17 protein-coding genes and 1 pseudogene are annotated in these 16,532 nt (G+C 67.5%); 14 read left to right on the top strand and 4 right to left on the bottom strand.

The window, feature by feature from the left end:
* From EJI00_RS03450 to EJI00_RS03505, 12 genes and pseudogenes are all read left to right on the top strand, one after another.
* Positions 1 to 349 (top strand): annotated as a pseudogene (locus EJI00_RS03450) (nitrite reductase large subunit); the annotation flags it as partial.
* A 13-nt stretch (positions 350 to 362) separates the two neighbouring features.
* Complete coding sequence (locus tag EJI00_RS03455; RefSeq protein ID WP_126746082.1) at positions 363 to 1,142, top strand: type IV pili methyl-accepting chemotaxis transducer N-terminal domain-containing protein; 780 nt, start codon at positions 363 to 365, stop codon at positions 1,140 to 1,142.
* 10 nt (positions 1,143 to 1,152) lie between these two features.
* Complete coding sequence (nirD, locus tag EJI00_RS03460; protein WP_126746083.1) at positions 1,153 to 1,578, top strand: nitrite reductase small subunit NirD; 426 nt, start codon at positions 1,153 to 1,155, stop codon at positions 1,576 to 1,578.
* A gap of 23 nt (positions 1,579 to 1,601) precedes the next feature.
* Entirely contained in the window at positions 1,602 to 4,397 is a 2,796-nt protein-coding gene (locus EJI00_RS03465) for a nitrate reductase (RefSeq protein WP_126746084.1), read from the top strand.
* A 47-nt stretch (positions 4,398 to 4,444) separates the two neighbouring features.
* Positions 4,445 to 5,350: a DNA-binding protein YbiB gene (gene ybiB, locus EJI00_RS03470; RefSeq protein ID WP_126746085.1), complete on the top strand. Its 906-nt coding sequence runs from the start codon at positions 4,445 to 4,447 to the stop codon at positions 5,348 to 5,350.
* Positions 5,347 to 6,159: a uroporphyrinogen-III C-methyltransferase gene (gene cobA, locus EJI00_RS03475; protein ID WP_126746086.1), complete on the top strand. Its 813-nt coding sequence runs from the start codon at positions 5,347 to 5,349 to the stop codon at positions 6,157 to 6,159. The genes ybiB and cobA overlap by 4 nt, the downstream gene beginning before the upstream one ends.
* A gap of 125 nt (positions 6,160 to 6,284) precedes the next feature.
* The gene (locus EJI00_RS03480; protein ID WP_126746087.1) at positions 6,285 to 7,415 is read left to right on the top strand and encodes a sterol desaturase family protein; all 1,131 of its coding nucleotides are present in this window, start codon (positions 6,285 to 6,287) and stop codon (positions 7,413 to 7,415) included.
* Positions 7,412 to 8,191 (top strand): YaeF family permuted papain-like enzyme, encoded by a 780-nt coding sequence (locus tag EJI00_RS03485; RefSeq protein WP_126746088.1) that lies wholly within the window; start codon positions 7,412 to 7,414, stop codon positions 8,189 to 8,191. The genes EJI00_RS03480 and EJI00_RS03485 overlap by 4 nt, the downstream gene beginning before the upstream one ends.
* Before the next feature lie 15 nt (positions 8,192 to 8,206).
* Positions 8,207 to 9,439 carry an NAD(P)/FAD-dependent oxidoreductase gene (locus tag EJI00_RS03490; protein WP_126746089.1) on the top strand — a complete coding sequence of 411 codons (1,233 nt, stop codon included), beginning with the start codon at positions 8,207 to 8,209 and terminating at the stop codon, positions 9,437 to 9,439.
* 110 nt (positions 9,440 to 9,549) lie between these two features.
* Positions 9,550 to 9,762, top strand: coding sequence for a 30S ribosomal protein S21 (rpsU, locus tag EJI00_RS03495; RefSeq protein WP_007833691.1), 213 nt, complete (start codon positions 9,550 to 9,552; stop codon positions 9,760 to 9,762).
* A gap of 123 nt (positions 9,763 to 9,885) precedes the next feature.
* Positions 9,886 to 10,335, top strand: coding sequence for a GatB/YqeY domain-containing protein (locus tag EJI00_RS03500; protein ID WP_126746090.1), 450 nt, complete (start codon positions 9,886 to 9,888; stop codon positions 10,333 to 10,335).
* Positions 10,335 to 10,802, top strand: coding sequence for an NUDIX domain-containing protein (locus EJI00_RS03505; protein WP_126746091.1), 468 nt, complete (start codon positions 10,335 to 10,337; stop codon positions 10,800 to 10,802). The genes EJI00_RS03500 and EJI00_RS03505 overlap by 1 nt, the downstream gene beginning before the upstream one ends.
* 35 nt (positions 10,803 to 10,837) lie before the next feature.
* On the opposite strand, the gene EJI00_RS03510 is transcribed toward EJI00_RS03505, so the two are convergent.
* Positions 10,838 to 11,593, bottom strand: coding sequence for a sulfite exporter TauE/SafE family protein (locus EJI00_RS03510; protein ID WP_126746092.1), 756 nt, complete (start codon positions 11,591 to 11,593; stop codon positions 10,838 to 10,840).
* 102 nt (positions 11,594 to 11,695) lie between these two features.
* Here EJI00_RS03510 and EJI00_RS03515 point away from each other — a divergent pair, with 102 nt between their 5' ends.
* Positions 11,696 to 12,601, top strand: a complete 906-nt coding sequence (locus EJI00_RS03515; RefSeq protein WP_126746093.1) for a LysR family transcriptional regulator — start codon at positions 11,696 to 11,698, stop codon at positions 12,599 to 12,601.
* 24 nt (positions 12,602 to 12,625) lie between these two features.
* Here the strand turns inward: EJI00_RS03515 and EJI00_RS03520 are convergent, their stop codons facing one another.
* Together EJI00_RS03520 and EJI00_RS03525 are read right to left on the bottom strand one after the other, a co-directional pair.
* Complete coding sequence (locus EJI00_RS03520) at positions 12,626 to 13,168, bottom strand: nucleoside 2-deoxyribosyltransferase (RefSeq protein ID WP_126746094.1); 543 nt, start codon at positions 13,166 to 13,168, stop codon at positions 12,626 to 12,628.
* Entirely contained in the window at positions 13,165 to 14,076 is a 912-nt protein-coding gene (locus EJI00_RS03525; protein ID WP_126746312.1) for an AraC family transcriptional regulator, read from the bottom strand. The genes EJI00_RS03520 and EJI00_RS03525 overlap by 4 nt, the downstream gene beginning before the upstream one ends.
* A 204-nt stretch (positions 14,077 to 14,280) precedes the next feature.
* Between EJI00_RS03525 and EJI00_RS03530 the strand changes: the two genes are divergently transcribed.
* On the top strand, positions 14,281 to 15,072 hold the full coding sequence (locus EJI00_RS03530; protein WP_126746095.1) for a fumarylacetoacetate hydrolase family protein: 792 nt from the start codon (positions 14,281 to 14,283) through the stop codon (positions 15,070 to 15,072).
* A gap of 22 nt (positions 15,073 to 15,094) precedes the next feature.
* Here the strand turns inward: EJI00_RS03530 and pmbA are convergent, their stop codons facing one another.
* Positions 15,095 to 16,465: a metalloprotease PmbA gene (gene pmbA / locus EJI00_RS03535; protein ID WP_126746096.1), complete on the bottom strand. Its 1,371-nt coding sequence runs from the start codon at positions 16,463 to 16,465 to the stop codon at positions 15,095 to 15,097.
* Positions 16,466 to 16,532 lie beyond the last annotated feature (67 nt).

A 16,532-nucleotide genomic window follows, 5' to 3' on the forward strand; every position in this document is an offset into this window, starting at 1 on the left:
CGTGATCGGGGTCGACTCCGGCTGGGAGCTGTATGTGGGGGGCAACGGCGGCATCAAGACGGAGGTGGCGCAGTTCCTGGTGAAGGTGAAGACGGCCGAGGAGGTGATGGAGTACTCGGGGGCCTTCCTGCAGCTGTACCGCGAGGAAGGCTGGTACCTGGAGCGCACGGTGCACTACATCGGGCGGGTGGGGCTGGACTATGTGAAGAAGAAGATCCTGGAGGACGAAGCCGGCCGCCGTGCGCTGTGGGAGCGGCTGCAGTTCGCGCTGGATGGGGAGCCCGATCCGTGGTTCGCGTCGAGCCAGGCGCAGGTGGATGTGCGGCAGTTCACGCCGCTCACGGTGTAGGCGAGGAAGCGGTTTGAAAAGACGACTGTTCATCGCTTCTTCCGCGCTCGCCGCGGTGGGTGCCCGCGCCCAGGTGGCGGACCTCAACGACGCCATCAACAAGGCGGGCCGCCAACGCATGCTGTCGCAGCGCGCGAGCAAGGCTTATCTCGCGCTGGCGCAGAAAGTGGAAACGCGCAGCGCGCAGCAGGTGCTCGACAAATCGATTGCGCTGTTCGAAAGGCAACTGACCGAGCTCAAGGCCTTCGCACCGAGCCCCGCCATTCGCGGCACCTACGACGCACTCGACGGCGCATGGAGCGAATTCAAACGCGAGCTCACCGGCCCTGCGCTCGGCAAGGAAGAAGCCGCCCGGATCGTCAAGCTCGATGCCGCCGTGCTCACGCTTGCGAACCAGGGCACCATGCAGTACGAGGCCGCCTCGGGCAAGCCCGTGGGCCGTCTGGTCAATATCGCAGGCCGGCAGCGCATGCTGTCCCAGCGCATGGCCAAGTTCTACCTGGCCGGCGCGATGCAGATCGACGCCACCGGCAGCACGGCTGAAATTGCAAAGGCGCGCGCCGAATTCCTTGCCGCGCTCGAAATCCTGCGCAACGCGCCGGAAGCCACCGCGCAGATCCGGCAGGAACTGGTGCTGGCCGATGCGCAGTGGATGTTTTTCAACCGCGGCCTCCAGCGCCTCGAAGGCGCTGCCACCTCACCCGCCCTGATGTCCGACGTGTTCGTGGCCAGCGAGAACCTGCTGGCCATCATGGACCGCGTGACCGGCCTGTATTCCGACCTCAAAACCTAGAGACCCCACCATGAGCGAATGGAAAGCCATCTGCCGCATCGACGACATTCCCGTACTGGGCGCCCGCCGCGTGGCGCGCCCCGTGGGCGTGGCCGTCGCCGTGTTCCGCAATTCAGAAGACCAGGTGTTCGCACTGCTGGACCGCTGCCCGCACAAGGGCGGCCCATTGAGCCAGGGCATCGTGTTCGGCACCAGCGTGGCCTGCCCGCTGCACAACTGGGCCATCGGCCTGGACGACGGGTGCGCCAGGTCGCCTGACGAAGGATGCACGCCCAAGTTCGCGGTGAAGCTCGCCGAGGGCGTGGTGCACCTGGATGCGGAAGAACTCAAGACGCATGCCATCGACCTGGCGCCGCCCCGCGCCGGCCCCGGCGCCGCAACGGCCGGCAAGCTGGGCGACGAGACCTTCGACGTGCAGGCGCCGCACAGCAGCTGAACGCCAAACAGAGGCATCGACGCATGGAAGAAACTCGCTCCACCTGTCCGTACTGCGGCGTGGGCTGCGGTGTGATCATCGAGTCCGACGGCGCGCAGATCACCGGCGTGCGCGGAGACCCCGACCACCCGGCCAACTTCGGGCGCCTTTGCACCAAGGGCTCCACGCTGCACCTCACGGCAACGGCCACGGTCACGCGCCAGACCCGGCTGCTGCAGCCCATGCAGCGCGCCGCGCGCGGCGCCGAGCCGGCGCCCGTGGCGTGGAACACCGCGCTCGATGGCGCGGTCGACAAGTTCGCGCAGGTAATCCGAGACCACGGGCCCGACGCCGTGGGCTTCTATGTCTCGGGCCAGTTGCTCACCGAGGACTACTACGTCTTCAACAAGCTCGCCAAGGGCTTGATCGGCACCAACAACATCGACACCAATTCGCGCCTGTGCATGAGCAGCGCGGTGGCCGGCTACAAGCAGACGCTGGGCGCCGATGCGCCGCCCGCCTGCTACGACGACCTGAAGCACGCCGAGTGCCTGTTCATCGTGGGCAGCAATGCCGCGTGGGCGCACCCGATTCTCTTTCGCCGCATCGAGGACGCGAAGGCCGCCAACCCGGGCATGAAGATCATCGTGGCCGATCCGCGCCGCACCGACACGGTCGAGATTGCCGACCTGTTCCTGCCCATTCAGCCCGGCACCGACGTGATGCTGTTCAACGGCATGCTGCACCTGATGCTGTGGGAAGGCTGGACCGACAACCGCTACATCGCGGCCCACACCACGGGCTTCGATGCATTGAAGGCCACGGTGCGCGAATGCACGCCCGACAAGGTGGCGCAGGTCTGCGGCATCTCGAAGGACGACCTGCTTGCCGCGGCGCGCATGTTCGCGACCTCGGCTGCCACGTTGAGCCTGTATTGCCAGGGCCTCAACCAGTCATCCAGCGGCACTGCGAAGAACGCGGCGCTGATCAACCTGCACCTGGCCACCGGCCAGATCGGCAAGCCCGGCGCCGGCCCCTTCTCGCTCACCGGACAGCCCAACGCCATGGGCGGGCGCGAAGTGGGCGGCCTGGCCAACCTGCTGAGCGCGCACCGCGACCTGGCCAACCCCGCGCACCGCGCGGAAGTGGCCGCGCTGTGGAACCTGCCCTCGGTGCCCGAGAAGCCCGGCAAGACCGCGGTCGAGATGTTCCAGGCCGCCGCCGACGGAGAGATCCGCGCGCTGTGGATTGCCTGCACCAACCCGGCCCAATCGATGCCCGACCAGGCCACGGTGCGCCGCGCGCTCGAGCGCGCCGAGTTCGTGGTGGTGCAAGAGGCTTTTTCGACCACCTCGACCTGCGCCTTCGCAGACCTGCTGCTGCCCGCCACCACCTGGGGCGAGAAGGAAGGCACCGTGACCAACAGCGAGCGCCGCATCTCGCGCGTGCGCCCCGCGGTGGCGGGGCCCGGCGAGGCACGCCACGACTGGTCGATTGCCGTCGACTTTGCACGCCGTCTCGAACAGCGGCTCGGCCGCACGGAGACGCTGTTCCCCTACGGCTCGGCCGAGCAGGTGTGGAACGAGCATCGCGAATCCACCCGCGGGCGCGACCTCGACATCACCGGCCTGAGCTACGCCATGCTCGAAACGGCCGGCCCCCAGCAATGGCCGCTGAAGGAAGGCGAGACCACCGGCCGCGCCCGGCTCTATGAAGACGGCGTTTTTCCCACGCCGGACGGCCGTGCACGCTTCGTCGATACCGTCTACAAACCCGTGGCCGAGGCGCGCGAGGCCCGCTACCCGTTCTCGCTCAACACGGGCCGTTTGCGCGACCAGTGGCACGGCATGAGCCGCACCGGCACGGTCGGCCGACTGTTCGGCCACGTGGCCGAGCCGGTGGTGCAGATGAACGCGCAGGACATGGCGCGCCGCCTCCTGAAAGACGGCGACCTGGTGCACCTCACCTCCAAGCGCGGCTCCATCCTGCTGCCCGCCCGCGCCAGCGCCGAGATCGGCCTGAGCCAAGCTTTCGTCGCCATGCATTGGGGCGAGGAATACCTGAGCGGCTGCTCGTCGACCGGCACGCCGCTGGCCGGCATCAATGCGCTGACCACGCCGGCCTACTGCCCCACCTCGAAGCAGCCCGAGCTCAAGCACACGCCGGTCAAGATCCTCAAGGCCGAGCTGCCGTGGTCGCTGCTCGCCATGGCCTGGCTGCCGCCCGATGCCGCCTTTGCCGCGCAGCAGGCGCTCAAGCCGCTGATGGCGATGTTTCCGTTTGCCACCTGCGTGCCGTTCTCGGGCAATACGCCGGGCGAAGAACGCAGCGGAATCCTGTTCCGCGCGGCCGCGCACGACGCGCCGGACGACGAGCTCATCGATCGCATCGAAGGCCTGCTCGGCCTGCGCGGCAGCGATGCCCTGCGCTACGCCGACCGCCGCCGCGGCCAGCGCCGCGTGGCCCGGCTGGTGCGCCGCGCCGACGGCAACGCCGGGCTCGAAGCTTTCCTGCTGGGCGGCGATACCACCGCCGAGGCCTGGATCGGCACCCTGCTGCGCGAGGAGATTCCGGCGCAAACCTACGGCCGGCTGCTGCTTTCGCCGGGCGCCCGCGCGCCGGTGGCGGTGCAGTCCCGCGGGCAAACGGTCTGCACCTGCTTCAACGTGACCGACCTGGCCATCCAGGGTGAACTGGGCCGCTGCAGCGGCACGCCCGAGGAGCGGCTGGCGTCGCTGCAGGGTGCGCTCAAATGCGGCACCAACTGCGGCTCCTGCCTGCCCGAGCTCAAGCGCATGGTGCGGGCAACGCCGGCGGAGGTTCTCACAGAAGGTGCATAAGCCGCCTTGCATTCCGGCATAAGCATTGCTGGACAATCGGGGCACCCATGGGAATCAGCCAATACATCAAGGAAATCGGCCGCGGCGCGCGAGGCGCCAAGCCACTCACGCGCGAACAGGCCACGGACCTGTTCGGCCAGGTGCTGGACGGCACCGTGACCGACCTCGAAATCGGCGGCTTCTGCCTGGCCATGCGCATCAAGGGCGAAACGCCCGAAGAGATGGCCGGTTTTCTCGATGCGACGCATGCGCGGCTCAACCACGTTCCGGCCGCCGACCGCCCCCTCATCGTGCTGCCGAGCTACAACGGCGCGCGCAAGCTGCCAGTGCTCACGCCGCTGCTCGCGCTGCTGCTCGCCCGCGAGGGACTGCCGGTGCTGGTGCACGGCAGCGCCACCGAAACATCGCGCGTGCTGGCATCGAACGTGCTGGAGGCATTGGACATCCCAATGCTCACGGCCGTCCGAAAAATTGCATGCGGCGAGGTCGGCTTTGCGCCGACCGAACTGCTCAACCCCGCGCTCAAACGGCTGCTCGACGTGCGCCGCGTGGTGGGCCTGCGCAACCCTGGCCACAGCGTGGTCAAGCTCATGCAGCCGACCGCAGGCCCCTGCGTGGTCGTGGCAAGCTACACCCATCCGGAATACGCGCGCACGATGGGCGAGACCTTCGAGCTCATGGGCATGACCGCCCTGCTCTCGCGCGGGCTCGAGGGCGAAGTGGTGTCCGACCCGCGCCGCACCGCGCAGATCGACGGCTTTGTGCGCGGCATGCGCAGCGAGCTGCAGGCGCAGGCCGCGGGCACGTCGAACGAAGTGCCGGGGCTGCCGAAAGAGATCGACGTCGCGACCACGGCAGACTACACGCGCCGCGTGTTGAATGGCGAGCTTCCCGTGCCGGAAGCCATTGCCACCCAGGTCAGGCACATCACCCAACTGGCAGCCCACGCATGAACGCACCCGCATCCCCATTCACCGCCGGAAGCTGCACGCTGGTGGGCGCCGGCCCGGGCGACCCCGAACTGCTGACGATCAAGGCGGTGAAGGCGATCCAGGCCGCCACCGTGCTGCTGGTGGACGACCTGGTGAGCGAGAGCATCCTGGCCTCGTATGCGCGGCCCGATGCGCGCATCGTGCACGTGGGCAAGCGCGGCGGCTGCAAGAGCACGCCGCAGGCATTCATCGAACGGCTCATGATCACGGCGGCGCGCGAAGGCGAAACCGTGGTCCGGCTCAAGGGCGGAGACCCGTTCATCTTCGGCCGCGGCGGCGAAGAGGTCGAGCACCTGCGCGAAGCCGGCATCGAGTGCACGGTGATCAACGGCATTACCGCCGGCCTTGCCGCCGTGACCTCGCTGGGCGTGCCGCTCACGCACCGCGACCATGCCCAGGGCGTGGTGTTCGTCACGGGCCACGCCAAGACCGGTGCCAGCGCGCATGAAGACGCCACCGACTGGCGTGCGCTGGCCGCCACCGCGCACAGCGCGCGGCTCACGCTGGTGATCTACATGGGGGTGGCGGGTGCGGGCCACATCGAACGCGAACTGCTGCAGGGCCTGCCCGGCGATACGCCCGTGGCGGTCATCCAGCACGCGAGCCTGCCGCAGCAGCGCCACGTCACGGCCACGCTCGACCGGCTCCAAGCCTGCATTGCCGAAGCCGGGCTTGCGAGCCCCGCGGTCATCGTCGTGGGCGATGTGCTGCGCGGGCTGGCCGCCGCGGCGCTGCCGCTGGGCTCGGACGCCGGCCGGTTCGGCACCTGAGCATCTCGGCCGTGCCGCCACCGAAGACCGGCGGCCCCATCTAGACCTTTTGGCGGACGTGGGCATGTTCCTACAGCCGCCTAAAATCGCGCTCCAACAAAAGCGCAGACAGAGAGAGGGCCGGCATGCTGGACATCGACAAACTCAACGAATTCACCCAGAACCATGGCGAGCTGCAGCGCGGCCGCGGCCTGGTGACAGGAACCATCGCCCTGAGCCTGGGCATCCTCTGCTTCCTCGGCGTGCTGGCATTCCACTTTCCGCAGTACCTCACGACGCCCGAGCTGCGCCGGAGCTACAACGTCGACGTGATGCGCTTCATCCTGCTGGCGGCCATGGTGGTCTCGGGCGGGCTGGCGCTGGTGAACATCATCTTCAACCGCTCGCGCTGGCTCTCGTCGGCCGCGTTCCTGCTGGTGGCCGCGGCCGCGCTGCTGGGCGGGCACAAGGTGCCGGTGAACGACTTTGCCGACAACACCCCCTACATCGGCCTGGACTGGTTCATTCTCGACCTGCTGGGCTCGTCGCTGATCTTCATCTTCATCGAAAAGCTGTTCGCGCTGCGCAAGGACCAGCCGGTGTTTCGCGCCGAATGGCAAACCGACTTTCACCACTTTGTGGTGAATCACATGATCGTGGGCTTCGTGCTGCTGGCCACCAACCTGATGGTGCACAAGTTCTTCGGCTGGGCCGCCAACGACGGCATTCGCGGCTGGGTGGGCAACCTGCCTTTCTGGGCCGGGCTGCTGCTGATCATCCTGGTGGCGGATCTGGTGCAGTACTGGACCCACCGCGCCTATCACGAGGTGCCGGTGCTGTGGCGCCTGCATGCGGTGCACCACAGCGTGAAAAGCATGGACTGGATGGCCGGCTCGCGCCAGCACATCCTCGAGTTGCTGATCACGCGCACGCTGGTGCTTGCGCCGATCTACGTGTTCGGCTTTTCGAAGGAAGTGATCGACGCGTACATCGTGGTGGTGGGCTTCCAGGCGGTGTTCAACCACTGCAACGTGAGCGTTCGGCTCGGGCCGCTGCGCTACATCATCGTGACGCCCAACTTCCATCACTGGCACCACAGCCAGGACGTCGAGGCGCTCGACAAGAACTATTCGGCGCACTACGCCTTTCTTGACTACATCTTCGGCACCGCGGTGAAGAGCACCAAGCTCTGGCCCGAGAAATACGGCGTGTTGGGCAACTACGTGCCCAACGGCTTCTTCAAGCAGCTGAAGTTCCCGTTCGTCTGGAAGGGATGATGCGTACCGCCCTTCTCATGGCGGCGGCCACCGCGGCGCTGCTTCTTACGGCCTGCGCCACGCGGGTCGACCTGCCCTCCAAGGACACCAGCTTGCGCCTGCGCGTGCAAAGCTCGGTCATTGCACCCGGCAACGGGGGCGAGCTCATCGCCGCCGATGCGCTGCAGCCCGGCGACATCCTGCTGACCTCGATTGCCACGGTCAATTCGTTCGGCATTCGCCTGGGCACCTTCTCGCCGGTGAGCCATGCGGTGCTGTACCTGGGCGACAGGCTGATTGCCGAAGCCGTGGGCACCGGTGTGCGCGCACGGCGGGTGGCCGATGTGATCGACGAAGAACAGATGGTCGTCGCCTTTCGCGTGCCCGGGCTCGACGCCGCGGGTGTCGAAAAGCTCCGCGCATGGGCCAACTCGCAGGTCGGCACGCGCTACAACACCACCGGCGTGCTGCTGAACGCGCCTTTCGTGCTGAACCGGCGCCTGTGCGAGCTGCCGCTGATTCCTTCGGCCGTGAGCCACTACTGCATCAGCGGCATGGCCATGGTGCAGCTGGGCGCAAGCCGGGACGACCAGTTCTTCTGCTCGCAGTTCGTGCTCGAGGCCTATCGCCAGGCGGGCATGCCGATCACCGACGCCGACCCGCGCTGGGTGAGCCCGGCCGACCTGCTGCACATGCGCGAGGGCGACGTGCCCTCGATTGCCGCCACGCAGCCGCTGCGCTACGTCGGGCACCTGAAGTACAACGCGCCGCCGCTTCTTGCGGCCGATGGCCCCTGATTCCCTCGTACCGATTTGAGCGCTCCTTTCCAGTTCGATGTCGTCGTGGTCGGCGCCGGTGCGGCCGGGCTGTTCTGCGCCGGGCTGGCGGGCCAGCGCGGACTCAAGGTGCTGCTGGTCGACCACAGCGAGAAGGTCGGCGAGAAGATCCGCATCTCGGGCGGCGGCCGCGCCAACTTCACCAACCGCGACCTCGACGTGCGCGCGCCGCAGCGCCACTTCATCGGCGACAACCCGAATTTTTGCCGATCGGCGCTCTCGCGCTATGCCCCGCAGCAGTTCATCGAACTGGTGCAGAAGCACGGCATCGCCTTTCACGAGAAGCACAAGGGGCAGCTGTTCTGCGACGGCTCCTCTCAGCAGATCGTCGACATGCTGTTGGCGGAGTGCGATGCGGGCCACGTCACGCGCTGGCAGCCCTGCAAGATTGGAAAGATCGCGTTTTCGGCGACCGAGGCTGGCGAAACGGGCGCCGGCAGCTACCGAATCGATAGCAGCAAGGGTCTCATCGAAACGCCCAGACTGGTGGTGGCCACCGGCGGCCTTTCGATTCCGCAGATCGGCGCCAGCGATTTCGGCTACCGCCTGGCCGAGCAGTTCGGCCTGCGGGTCGTCACGCCCCGCCCGGCGCTGGTACCGCTGACTTTTGGCGGCGAAGCGTGGGCGCCGTACGCCGAACTGGCCGGGCTGGCGCTGCCGGTGCGCATCGAAACCGGCGCGAAGAAAGACAAGATGGCGTTCCTCGAAGACCTGCTGTTCACGCACCGAGGCCTTTCGGGCCCGGCCGTGCTGCAGATTTCGAGCTACTGGAAGCCCGGAACCCCGCTGACACTCGACTTTGCGCCGGGTGTGAACGTGGCCGAAGCCCTGGGCGAAGCCAAGCTTCGCTCGAAGAAGCGCATTGCCAACGAACTGGCCGCGCTGGTGCCCTCCCGGCTGGCCGACGCCTGGGTGGGGCAAGACCCGGCCCTGCAGCGCCCCGTCAACGAGGCCGCCGACAAGGCGCTCGCGGCCCTGGCCGAGCGCATTGCGCGCTGGCAGATCACTCCCAGCGGCACCGAGGGCTACAAAAAGGCCGAGGTCACGGCGGGCGGGGTCGACACCCGCGACTTGTCTTCCCAGACCATGGAATCGAAACAGCCGGGCCTTTATTTCATCGGCGAAGTGGTCGATGTCACCGGTTGGTTGGGCGGATACAACTTTCAATGGGCCTGGGCGAGCGCACATGCGTGCGCAACCGCGCTATAATCGCGGGCTAACTTTGGCCTTCCCTCAACGGCCGCAAAAAATTTTCAGTTGAGGAACCCCGGCTTGGGGCCTCGATCTCCCCGAGCCAAATTCAGTTCAACGATTCATCAATGACCACCATCCGCGTTAAAGAAAACGAGCCTTTCGACGTCGCCCTGCGCCGCTTCAAGCGCACCATCGAAAAGCTCGGCCTGCTGACCGACCTGCGTGCCCGCGAGTTCTACGAAAAGCCGACCGCCGAGCGCAAGCGCAAGAAGGCAGCTGCCGTCAAGCGCCACTACAAGCGCGTGCGCAGCATGCAGCTCCCCAAGAAGCTGTACTGATGCCCGTTGGCAACAGGGTCGCCGGCCTTTGACGCAAGTCGGCCCAGCGACCCGATTGCTGCCTCAGCCGCGCCAGGGAAACCTGCCGCGGCTTTTGTTTTTTCCGAACCAGGAGCCCCGAGCATGAGCCTCAAGGAACAGATCACCGAAGACATGAAGACCGCGATGCGCGCCAAGGACTCGGAGCGCCTTGGCACCATCCGCCTGCTGATGGCCGCCCTGAAGCAGAAGGAAGTGGACGAGCGCGTGGAGCTCGACGACGCCATGATCGTGGCCATCGTCGACAAGATGGTCAAGCAGCGCAAGGACTCGATCGCCGCGTTCACGACCGGCGGCCGCACCGACCTGGCCGACAAGGAATCCGCCGAGATCAAGGTGCTCGAGGTGTACCTGCCGCAGCGCATGAGCGCCGACGAAATGGCCACCGAGGTGAAGGCCATCGTGGCCGAGCTAGGCGCAAAGGGCCCCGGCGACATGGGCAAGGTGATGGGCGCGGTCAAGACCCGCCTCGCCGGCAAGGCCGACATGGGCCAGGTGAGCGCGGCGGTCAAGGCCGCCCTCGCGGGCGCCTGATGAACGACGGCGGCTGCGCCACCACCGTCCTGAAGGCCTGCGCCTGCCTCATCGATGCACGAGGCCGGCTGCTGGTGTTCCGCCATCCCGGCGACGGGAACATGCAGTTGCCCAAGGGCACCATCGAGCCCGGCGAATCGCCCGAGGTGGCGGTGCGCCGCGAATTGCTCGAGGAATCGGGCATCGACTACGTCGGCGAACTGCAATCACTCGGCACCCTTACCCGCGATTGCGAGGCCGGCACCGAGGGCAACACGCTGCGCCATCCGCAGCTGTGGCACCTGTTCCTGATGCGCGCCGAAGCGCCGCTGCCCGAAACCTTCGACCACGTGGCCATGGGCAGCCCGGAAGAAGACGGCCTGGTGTTCTCGTTCAGCTGGCTGGCGCAGGGCGACGACGTCGAGAACTTCACCCTGCCCTACCGGCAAGCCATCGAGCGCGTCCGCGAAGCCCTGCTCGCAGCCTGAGGTTCCGCTGCCGGCGGCGCCGGGCGGCAAGAGCCTTACCCCAGCGCGCGAGCCACCATATAAAGCCCCAGCAGCGCCAGCCCGGCCAGGAAGCAGCGCCGGAACACCGCCACGGGCAGCCGCTTGCGCAGCCACGTGCCCAGCGCCATGCCGCCAATGGCGGGCAGCAGCATCGCGATGGACCCGCCGAGCGCCGACACCGGATACCCCCCGTTGCCCGCGAGCCCGATGGCGAGCACCACGGTCGACGTGGTGAAAGAAATGCCCATCGCCTGGATCAGTGCATCGCGCTGGAATCCCAAGGCCTGCATATAAGGCACGGCCGGCATCGCAAACACGCCGGTCACCGCGGTAACCAGGCCCGTCGCGGCACCCACGGCAGGGCCAAGCCAGCGTTCACGCCCCGGCGGCACATGCAGTTGCCGGCCTGTGAGCCCCCAGAGCGCATAGGCCACCAGTGCCACCCCGAGCGCCACCGAGGCCCACGCGCCTCCGGGCACGCCGAGCCACAACGCGCCGCCCAGCGTGCCCGCCACGATGCCGGCCTGCATGCCGCCGATGCGGCACAGCACCGGCTTGAAAGTCGCGCGCGGGCCGGTCTGCCAGAGGTTGGTGACCAGCGACGGCACGATCAACAAGGCGGCCGCCTGGGCCGGTGGCATCCAGAGTGCGAGCAGCGCCATCGCCACCGTCGGCAGGCCGAGCCCGATCACCCCCTTGACCGTGCCGGCCAGCAGAAACACAGCGGCGGCGGCAAGCCAGTGGCCGGCCAGTTGATTCGATATGTCCATCGATGCCCAGTCTGCCGGCCGGGACCGCGCCTGCAAATGCGGCTTTGGCGCAGCCGGCCTCAGGCACAGACTGAGGCTCCCGTGCTACCTTGCGGGCTCACCATGCGCTTCGACCTCACAGACCTTCGGCTGTTTCTTCACGTTGTGGAAGCCGGCAGCCTCACCGCCGGCGCACAGCGCTCGCACATGACGCTCGCCTCGGCGAGCCAGCGCGTGCGCGGCATGGAAGACGCGCTCGGCAGCCCGCTGCTCACACGGCACGCGCAGGGCGTGCGCCCCACGGAGGCGGGCCGCACGCTGCTGCACCATGCGCGCGTCGTGCTGCAGCAGATGGAGCGCATGCGCGGTGAGCTTGGCGAATACGGCCAGGGCCTCAAGGGTCACGTGCGGTTCATGTGCGGCACCTCGGCGCTGAACGAGCACCTGCCCGAGGTGCTGAGCCGCTTTCTCGCTCAGCACCCACGCATCTCGGTCGATCTGGAAGAACGGCCGAGCCCCGACTCCGTCGAGGCCCTGCGCGCGGGCCTCTGCGACATCGGCATCGTCTCCGACGCGGTCGGCACCGAAGGCCTCGAGTGCCACCCCTTCCGCCGCGACGACCTCGTGCTCGTGATGCCGCGCGGCCACGCGCTGGCCGGACGCCGGCGCGTGCACCTGGCCGAGGTGGCCGACAGCGAATTCGTCGGCCTGACCGAGGACAGCGCGCTGCAGCGGCTGGTCACGCAGCATGCCCGCGCCATGGGCAAGCAGCTGGCCTACCGCGTGCGCGTGCGCAACTTCGAGGCCGTGTGCGGCATGGTCGAGCACGGCATCGGCGTGGGCATCGTGCCGCAGACCGCGGCCGTGCGCTGCGCCAGGTCGATGAAGATCGCGCGCGCCGGACTGAGCGATGCGTGGGCCGAGCGCACACTCATGGCCTGCGTGCGCTCGACGGAAGACCTGCCGCTCAATGCGCGGCGCATGCTCGAGCACCTGCTGGCGCCGGCTGAGAGAGCGGCGGTAAAGTAGCCTGAATGCGAGGCCGGCGGCGGCTCAGCGCGGCCGAAGCGCGAGCAGCTCTGCCATCTTCTGCAGCGCCGCTTCGGGTGTGGGAGCGATGTGGATCGAACAGGCCAGCATCAGGTTCAGCGGCTGGCCGAAATCTTCCACCGCAATGCCGCTGTCGTTCTCGCGCAGCACGCCGCTTGCATCGACTGCGCACGGCAACGCAGACCGGGCACGGTCCGCATAGCTGCCTGCCGGCACACCGTAGGCCACGACGGGGATCTGCAGCGCCACCGCGGCGCCAACTTCGAACACCGTGCCTGAATCGGGTTCCAGGCCGCGAAAGCACGCGAGGTTGGCCACCACGCCGTCGGCACCGCGAAGGCGCTGCATGTTGGCCTCGTAGATTCGCGCCTCCGGCGCTTCGGCACTCTGCTCCTCGTTGCCGTCAGCCGGCAGCAAAGCCGCAAGGCCCAATGCGTCGCACGCGGCTGCGAGCCACACGAAGTGGTCTCTGGCATCGGGGCGAAAGACGTCCGGCCCGGCAAGGTAGATCTGCGGACGTACAGCGGCTTCTGGCTTGAAGTTCATGGAGGGCACATCCTTGATCCGCCGATTGTCCCGGTCGCAAGCCCGGCACCAGCCGCATTGCGGAATTGCCGCGGCGTAACGCCGTTGCGCAGCCTGAACCGGCGGCTGAAGTAAACCGCATCGCCGAAACCGCACTGCCGCGCGATGTCGGCGATGCGGGCGTTCGAGGTCAGCAGCAGTTCCTTCGCGCGCTCCAGGCGGCGCTCGGTCACCAGTTCGGTGAAGGTGCGGTGGGTCTGCTTCTTGAGCAGGTGTGCAAGGTAGTTGGGGGACAGCATGGCCGACGCGGCGGCATCGTTGAGCGACATGTCCTCGCCCAGGTGCTCGCGCACATAGCGCATCACGCGCTGCAGCGCATCGCCGCCCGAGCTGCGGCCGCTCTGCAGCGCGGCCTGCGCGAGCAGTTGAGCCTCGTGCCGGTCGCAGACGAGCCCCATCAGCTGCAGCAGAATGCCGCGGATCGCGCCCACGCTGCCGAAGCGCCGCTCGCGGTTCAGCACGGCAAGTTCTTCGAGCCAGCCGAGGATGCGCGCGAAATCGGCGTCGCCGAAATGAAAGTCCATGTACTCCTGGAACAGGAAGGGTGCCAGCTCGGGCTGGCGCGACACGGGCACCTCTTCGAGGTCGAGCGCCTCGACCGGCAGCTCGGGCCAGAGAAACCCCTGGTCGAAGTTCACGATGGCATAGCGGGCGCCGGGCGGGTGCGGCACCACGTGCACGCGGTAGGGCAGCACAAAGCTCAGGTGCCCGGCAGTGAACGGGCGCACCGCGCCGCCCACCACCTGCTGCGAGCCGCCATGGATGCTGACCTGGATCTGGAAATACTCGTGCCGGTGCGGCCGTGCCAGTACGTCCCGCGCGCCTTCGAAGCGGATGTCGAAGTCGAGGTGGTTCGCGCGCTCCTGCATGCCGTAGAGGCGAAGGCTGGATTGAAGGGCCGACATGGCGCGATGGTAAGCCTTTGCCCCGGGGCTGCCGAGCGGCGGCGGGTGTTGCTTGCGTCCTGTTTTTGCGTAGATGCGTGCGGTAGCGCCGCGCCAGCGCGCTTCAGAATGGCCCGGCTGGCCTCGGCCGGTTTTCATCGCCCAACAAAAGATTCAGGAGACAAGATCATGTCCAGTTCACGACGCGGCCTGCTGGCCGGCTCTGCCGCCATGGCGGCCGGCGCAGTTGCCGGTTGCGCCCTGCCGGCCGGCGCATCGCGCGCGCCGCAAACGCCCTTCACCGTCGCACAGACCACGGTTCCGATTGTCGGCAGCGAGCAGGCGTTTCCGGTGCGGCGCATCTACTGCATCGGCCGCAACTATGCGGCCCATGCGCGCGAAATGGGCTCCGACCCGACCCGCGAGCCGCCGTTCTTCTTCCAGAAGCCGGCGGATGCGATCCAGGTCGTGATGCCCGGCACCGTGGCCGACCATCCGTACCCGACGCTCACGAAAAACTACCACTACGAAGTGGAACTGGTCGTGGCGCTCGCCAAGGGCGGCCGCAACATCGCGCCCGCGGATGCGCTGGGCCTCGTCTATGGCTATTCGCTCGGCCTGGACATGACCCGCCGCGACCTTCAGCGCGAGATGGGCGACCAGAAAAAGCCCTGGGAAATCGGCAAGAGCTTCGACAAATCGGCGCCCATCGGGCCGATCCACCCGGTGGTCAAGGTCGGCCACTACACCGACGGCGCGATCTGGCTCAAGGTGAACGGCCAGACCAAGCAGAACGCCACGCTCAAGCACATGATCTGGTCGGTGGCGGAGCAGATCAGCCGCCTGTCGCAGGCCTTCGAGCTGATGCCCGGCGACATCATTTATTCGGGCACGCCGGAGAACGTGGGCCCGGTGGTACGCGGCGACCTGATCGAGATCCACATCGACGGGCTGCCGAACCTTTCGGTTCGCATCGTCTGAGCGAGGAAGGCGGCCGCCGGCCTCAGCTGCCGGCTACCTTCATGCGGTTGATCAGGACCGAGCCCGTGGTCTTGGCGCCGAAAGTGTAGGCATCGGCGCCGATGGCCTCGATGCCCATCAGCATGTCTTTCAGGTTGCCGGCAATGGTGATCTCCTGCACCGGGAAGGCGATGCGGCCCTTCTCGACCCAGAAGCCGCTCGCGCCGCGCGAGTAATCGCCGGTCACGTAGTTCACGCCCTGCCCCATCAGCTCGATCACGAACAGGCCGGTGCCGAGCTTGGCCAGCATGGCGTCGAGGTCGTCGCCGGCCTTGGTGAGGCGCGAGCTCAAAATCAGGTTGTGCGAGCCGCCGGCATTGCCGGTGGTCTTCATGCCGAGCTTGCGCGCGGAATAGGTCGAGAGAAAGTAGCCTTCGAGCCGGCCGGCATCCACCACCTTGCGCGCACGGGTCACCACGCCTTCGTCGTCGAACGGCGAGCTGCCCTTGCCGCGCATCACATGCGGGTCTTCGGCCACGTCCACGTGCTTGGGCAGCACCGGCTTGCCGAGCGAATCGAGCAGGAAGGTGCTCTTGCGGTACAGCGCCCCGCCGCTCACGGCCTGCACCAGTCCGCCCAGGAGGCCCACAGCCAGCGGCGACTCGAACAGCACCGGGCATTCGGTGGTCTTGATCTTGCGCGACTTGAGCCGGCTCAGCGCCCGCTCGGCGGCGTAGCGGCCCACGGCTTGCGGGCTGGCCAGCTCATCGGCCGAGCGCATGGAGCTGTACCAGGAGTCGCGCTGCATGTCGTCGCCCTTGCCGGCGATGGGCGCAACCGAAATCGAATGCCGCGAACTGGCGTAGCCGCCGCGAAAGCCGTGCGTGTGGGCGCTGAAAAAGTGGCTCTGCTGGGCCGACACGCCCGCGCCTTCGCTGTTGGTGATGCGCTTGTCGGTCGAAAGCGCCGCGGCTTCGCACTCCAGCGCCAGTTTGGCGGCCTGTTCGCTCGTCACGTCCCAGGGGTGGAACAGGTCGAGTTCGGGGTGCACCTTGGCGATGTCTTCCTCGTCGGGAAGGCCGCTGACCGGGTCTTCGGCCGTGAAACGGGCGATGTCGTATGCGGCCTGCACGGTCTGGGCGATGGCGGCCTCGGAAAAGTCGGAGGTGCTGGCGTTGCCGCGGCGGTGGCCCACGTAGACCGTGATGCCCAGCGACTTGTCGCGGTTGCGCTCGACGTTCTCAAGCTCGCCCTTGCGGACCGAGACGCTGAGGCCGCAGCCCTCGGAGGCCTCGGCGCCGGCATCGGTTGCACCGAGCTTTTTGGCGTGGGCCAGGGCCGTGTCGACCAGGTTTTCGAAGAAGGAGCGGCTGTAGGCGAAGCCGGAATCGGCGCGCGAGGAGGATGTCGTCATGTGGTGGCTATGATACTTGCGCCCCCTATTCTCTGTTTCCCCCAGCTTCCCACTGCGCATTGCACGC

Origin of the sequence: Variovorax sp. DXTD-1, from assembly GCF_003984625.1 — a bacterium.
GTDB lineage: Bacteria > Pseudomonadota > Gammaproteobacteria > Burkholderiales > Burkholderiaceae_C > Variovorax.